Source organism: Polaromonas sp. P1_E3 (assembly GCF_056405935.1).
This window is the reverse complement of record NZ_JBFUBD010000190.1, coordinates 1-5,277: the sequence shown is the minus strand read 5'-3', so window position 1 is coordinate 5,277 and position 5,277 is coordinate 1. Positions and strand designations below refer to the sequence as shown.

Annotated in this window: 6 protein-coding genes and 1 pseudogene; 5 read left to right on the top strand and 2 right to left on the bottom strand. The window is 58.0% G+C overall.

The window, feature by feature from the left end; translation table 11 throughout:
* Together AC1D0Z_RS15545 and AC1D0Z_RS15540 are read right to left on the bottom strand one after the other, a co-directional pair.
* The coding region (locus AC1D0Z_RS15545) for a hypothetical protein (RefSeq protein ID WP_477659125.1) at positions 1 to 224 on the bottom strand (224 nt) is incomplete at its 3' end.
* Positions 221 to 1,021 (bottom strand): SPFH domain-containing protein, encoded by an 801-nt coding sequence (locus AC1D0Z_RS15540; RefSeq protein WP_477659124.1) that lies wholly within the window; start codon positions 1,019 to 1,021, stop codon positions 221 to 223. The genes AC1D0Z_RS15545 and AC1D0Z_RS15540, both read right to left, overlap by 4 nt.
* A 200-nt stretch (positions 1,022 to 1,221) precedes the next feature.
* Between AC1D0Z_RS15540 and AC1D0Z_RS15535 the strand changes: the two genes are divergently transcribed.
* From AC1D0Z_RS15535 to AC1D0Z_RS15515, 5 genes and pseudogenes are all read left to right on the top strand, one after another.
* Positions 1,222 to 2,370, top strand: a complete 1,149-nt coding sequence (locus AC1D0Z_RS15535) for an alpha-hydroxy acid oxidase (protein ID WP_477659123.1) — start codon at positions 1,222 to 1,224, stop codon at positions 2,368 to 2,370.
* A gap of 19 nt (positions 2,371 to 2,389) precedes the next feature.
* Entirely contained in the window at positions 2,390 to 3,070 is a 681-nt protein-coding gene (locus tag AC1D0Z_RS15530) for a hypothetical protein (RefSeq protein ID WP_477659122.1), read from the top strand.
* A 240-nt stretch (positions 3,071 to 3,310) separates the two neighbouring features.
* Positions 3,311 to 3,505, top strand: a pseudogene (locus tag AC1D0Z_RS15525) (J domain-containing protein); the annotation flags it as partial.
* Between the two features lie 240 nt (positions 3,506 to 3,745).
* Positions 3,746 to 4,714, top strand: a complete 969-nt coding sequence (locus AC1D0Z_RS15520) for a hypothetical protein (RefSeq protein ID WP_477659126.1) — start codon at positions 3,746 to 3,748, stop codon at positions 4,712 to 4,714.
* 94 nt (positions 4,715 to 4,808) lie between these two features.
* Positions 4,809 to 5,277: hypothetical protein (locus AC1D0Z_RS15515; protein WP_477659121.1), on the top strand; the 469-nt coding region annotated here is incomplete at its 3' end.

Sequence of the window (5,277 nt, the reverse complement as noted above, 5' to 3'; positions counted from 1 at the left end):
GGCATGGCATTCGGGCTGGCGATGCTGTTCGGCTTCTTCACGGGTGGCTCCGGCAGCAGCAGTGGACGCGATGACCGGGATGGCAGCAGCTCGTCGGGCAGCAGTTCGAGCTCCAGCTCCAGCAGCCGGAGCTCGTCGGGCGGCTCCAGCAGCGGCGGCGGGTCGTCGGGCAGCTGGTAGGAGATGCCGGCAGCGCTGGATGCGCGCCGCCGGCCCAGGCTCACTTTGCGTTCACGATGCCCTTGAAGTCATAGGGCACCACAATGGTATGCACCTTGCCTGCGGCAACGCCTTCGGCGATCTTCAGGTTGGCCATGGCGTTCATGTAGCCAATCGCACCCGCGTTGGCGTTCAGGGCAGCAATGCGCTCTGCTTCTTTTTTGGCGGTCTGCACTTCGACCTCCTTGGTTTTCAGCTCGTTTTGCGCTCGCACCAGTTCGTTGGCACTCTGAACAATCACGTCGGCGGGGGTAATGGCACGCACCTGGATCTGGGAAACCGTGATCTTGTCCGCCAGCTTTTCCTCGGTCAGCGTCTTGATGACGTTTTCGCGGATTTTCTGCTCAATCGCCGGGCGGTTGTCGGCCATCTTGAGCGATTCATATTCGCGCGCCACCTTGTAAGCCGCATTGCGCGCGCTCATCGCCACATAGTTCTGCATCAGCAGGATGTCGCCGCCTTTGTCCGACAGGCCATGGAATGTCCGGTTTTTCGTGGTCCACAGTTCGGAAACAGCCGTCGGGTTGACGTTGTAGACCACCGTCATGTCGAAGTCCTTGACGGTTGAGTTGTCGGACGCCAGGGGTGTCATGTTGTCCACGGCCACCGCCACGTCCTGAATCTTGAAAGTCAGGATATCGCCGATCAGCGTCTGGTTAAAAGAGCCAGGCAGGCGCTCGGTCGGGTCTGTGGTTTTGTCAAAGTTGATGCGCAAGCCCACCTCGCCGGTTTCAATGCGGGTACATCCGGCCAGCAGTGCGAGCGTCAGGAGGGGGATCAGCGTGAAGAGAGTGCGTTGCATAGGTAATTCCCTGGTATTGGCGAACAGACCCTGGTCGCCGCTTTTTGTTGAGGTAGCGCCACCGGGGCGCTCCGGCGCAGATTATGCGGGAGGCTTATCAATAATTTCACAACCCCAGAAGCAGAATTCACGCAAGCGCGCCAACACGGGCGCTACCATGGCGGCAGCTTCCCTCAAAAAAACTGTCGTCTGGAGACCCCATGCCCGTGATCACCAACATCGAAGACCTGCGCGTCCTGGCCAAAAAGCGGGTGCCCCGCATGTTTTACGACTACGCCGACTCCGGTTCATGGACGGAAAGCACCTACCGCGCCAACGAAAGCGACTTCCAGAAGATCAAGCTGCGCCAGCGCGTGGCCGTCAACATGGAAAACCGCAGCACAGCCACCACCATGATCGGCCAGCCCGTGGCCATGCCGGTGGCGATTGCTCCCACGGGCCTCACAGGCATGCAGCATGCCGACGGCGAAATCCTGGGCGCCCGCGCCGCCAAAAAATTCGGCATCCCCTTCACACTGTCGACCATGAGCATCTGCTCCATCGAAGACGTGGCCGCCGGCACAGATCGCCACCCCTTCTGGTTCCAGCTTTACGTGATGAAGGACCGCGCCTTCATTGAAAGCCTGATCGACCGTGCCAAGGCGGCAAATTGCTCGGCACTGGTGCTCACGCTCGACTTGCAGATTCTTGGCCAGCGCCACAAGGATCTGAAGAACGGCCTGAGCGCCCCGCCCAAGCCGACGCTGTCGACCATCCTCAACCTGATGACCAAGCCGCGCTGGGGCCTGGGCATGCTGGGTACCAAACGCCACGGCTTCGGCAACATCGTGGGCCACGTCAAGGGTGTCGAGAACATGGGTTCGCTCTCGGAATGGACGGCCAAACAGTTCGACCCGGCCCTCAACTGGGGCGACGTGGAATGGATCAAAAAACGCTGGGGCGGCAAGCTGATCCTCAAGGGCATCCAGGACGTTGAAGACGCAAAGCTCGCCGTCAATTCAGGCGCGGATGCGCTGGTGGTCTCCAACCACGGTGGCCGCCAGCTCGATGGCGCCATGTCTTCCATTTCCTGCCTGCCCGAGATCGTCGCGGCAGTCGGTAACCAGATCGAGGTGCATATGGACGGCGGCATACGCTCCGGCCAGGATGTGCTGAAAGCCACCGCCCTGGGTGCCAAGGGCACCTACATCGGCCGCGCCTTCCTCTACGGCCTGGGCGCCATGGGCGAAGAAGGCGTGACCAAGGCATTGCAGATCATCCACAAGGAACTGGACCTGACGATGGCCTTCTGTGGGCGCACCGACATCAAGTCAGTGGACAACAGCATCTTTGTGCCCGGTACTTACTGAGCCTGAGGCGGTAAACACCATGGCCTTCCTGGGACAAGCCGCCGTTGCGATGTGGTGGAACATGGCAGCAGAACACCGCGAGGAGTTCGAACACTGGCATTCCCATGAGCACTTTCCCGAGCGCATGGGCATCAAGGGTTTTCTGCGGGGTTCACGCTGGTCCAGCATTGACAACGCAGAAGGCTTCTTCGTCCTGTATGAACTGGAGGACTACGAGACCCTCACGTCGACCGACTACCTGGAACGCCTGAACAACCCGACGCCTTGGTCCACGAAGATGATGCCGCACCATCGTGACATGGTCCGAAGCCAATGCCGTCTGCTGCACAGCGCGGGGGGCGGCATCGCCCGTCATGCATTGACCTTGCGCCTCTCGCCCGCCGAAGGCCGGCATGCAGAACTGCTGGACCACCTCTCGGAGCTTGGGGCGTCATTCGTCAGCCAGCCAGGCGGCGTCGCATTTCACGTGCTGCGCACGGAGACGCCGCAGGCCGTCAGCACAAAGGAGCAGCAGATTCGCGGCGGCAAGGACAAGACGGCCGACTGGGTCGTGGTCGCCGTCGCCTATGRCGCGTCGGCGCTGGATGCCCTGCAGCAGGAGGCGCTCGGCCAAGGTATCGAGCGCCACGGTGCCCAGCCCGGTTCGATGGCAGCCCGCTACCAGCTGACATATGCGGCCAGTGCCAATGACCTGAGGTGAGGCCTGGAGATCAAAGGGGATCGGTAAATACAGGCTCCATTCAACGACCGTCAGCATAGTTCGTCTGCTTCCAGGTTGCCGACATCCCCACGATTGGTTCGGGTTTGAACCATAGCTAGTCAACGTATCGCAAAGTAGGTCGAATAGCTGAATAAACCCCGAAAAGGAAGGCCCAAGCCGGGAAAAATCCAATAGCGCGTTTGTCGTGGGCGGGTATCCTTGTGCTAGGAGGGGGTGAATATGGGGACAACAGATCCTTTGGGTTACTACGCGTGTTTGGGCGTTGCACCAACCGCGCCAGCATCAGTCATCAAGGCGGCCTACCGCGCTCTCGCAATGGAGCGACATCCAGACCGGAATGAGGGGTTCGATGCGACCAGGCGTTTTCAAGAGCTACAGAGGGCTTATGACGTGCTGTCCGATCCTGTGGAGAGGGCCGCTTATGACGCTTCATCCGTTGAACCTGCACTCTCGACAGCTTCATCCACGGTACAAGAGGCTTCTAGCTCTTCAACACGCGCCTCGACTGGAACGACGTCATACGAGCCCGTACGGTGTAGCAGGTGCAACAGTCTCACTGCCAGTCCGCGTTATCGCGTCTTTTTCCGAGTGTTCTCCTATGTAGTCGGCGCCACTCGCCAGCCTTTTCAAGGGGTCTACTGCGCACGTTGTGAAATGTACGAAGGCGCAAAGAGTACTGGAATCACCGTTGTAACGGGGTGGTGGAGCTTGCATGGTTTTTTTTGGAGCCTAGACGCGCTTTACCAGAACCTTTTCGGTGCCAATGCCTTTTCCGAACAGAACGCCAAACTCCTCGCGCATCAGGCCGGGTACTTCCTTTCCACCGGCAATAGGACGCTCGCGCTGGCTATCGCACGAGAGGCTTATGCGGCAACGCTACGCGTGAGGAACCCCAACTCAAGGGCTGCGAGGATGCGCGCCAAGCTTGGCTACAAGGTTGAAGACCAGCTCAAGGAGCTGCGCGAAAACCTGAATGACCTCATCCAGTCAGCGGGATCCGATGAGGCTATCGCCAAACTACGCAATGGTGTGGGGATGATGAGTCCGGCGCTTTACGCCCAAAGCGCGATAGTGGCCGTGCTCACTCTGGCACTTGGTACCTGGTGGTTTGTCGAATACAAGAGAAGCGTAGATGCGGAGGAAGCTCGGCTCTTGCAGGCCGGCATCGAATACGAAAAAGCGGCTGCAATTGCGCGACAACAGCAAGCAACGCTGGCAGCAAACTTGCAGCCACTCCCGCCGAGCGGCGAACACAAAGCACCACCGTGGCGTCAGTTTGCGACCAACCAGCCCCCGTTCAAGGTGACGGCCGGTCGCGGAGTGAACTACTTCATCAAACTCGCAGATTGGCAATCGGGTGTAGCCGTTATGGCTGTCTTCGTGAGAGCCGGCGAACAAGTTGAAATCGGCGTTCCCCCTGGGACCTACCGGGTAAAGTTTGCCTCCGGTCAGCAGTGGTACGGTGAAGACATCTGGTTTGGTCCCGATACGGACTATTCAATGGTGGGCACGCCAGTGACTTTCAGCGTGCAGGGGAATCAGCTACTCGGACATGAGCTGAAACTTGAACAGGTTCTTAACGGAAATTTGCGGCGCCAAAAAATTACGGCTGCCGGTTTCTAGGCCGTCACTGGGGAAGTACCTGGAGAATGGGGGTAGCTCAGTGAACAGAAACGCCCCTTCCTCAAACACGCAAAAACCAGAATAGAGGTGAAGGATGGATATAAAGGCCTTTTTCAATCAGCGTCACGAGTACGATCAGCATCAAAATCGGGAGGCAAGRCTAATCCTGGAGAGGTCAATATTTCCCACTTCAGCGAAAGAGCGTGAGCTTATCTGTTCGCTATCGCTCAACTACTTTCCAAATGTAATTGCCAGTCATAAATTTTGGCGTGAGCACAAATTACGCGAAGGACTTTTCGCACTTATACAGGCGGCACAGGGCGCATGCATGGATCTAAAAAAGCATGAGGCAGCGCTTTCCACCGTCTCCTTAGGCAATAGTCGATCTCATGAACATATTGAGTTCACGATCGCCAATCCATTTCAAAAAGACGTGATGGCTTACTGTGCCGCAGCCATAGGAATTATTGACAACATTCGACGCATCACAAAGTCGCGACCTGATCTAGAGCAAAAAGTCGTTGAACTTCTCAAGCGCTTCAGTGTCAAAACAGCGCTTGAGA

Coding starts and splice junctions, on each gene's coding strand:
- AC1D0Z_RS15535 (WP_477659123.1), top strand. CDS start 1,222: ATGCCCGTGATCACCAACATCGAAGACCTGCGCGTCCTGGCCAAAAAG.
- AC1D0Z_RS15540 (WP_477659124.1), bottom strand. CDS start 1,021: ATGCAACGCACTCTCTTCACGCTGATCCCCCTCCTGACGCTCGCACTG.
- AC1D0Z_RS15520 (WP_477659126.1), top strand. CDS start 3,746: ATGTACGAAGGCGCAAAGAGTACTGGAATCACCGTTGTAACGGGGTGG.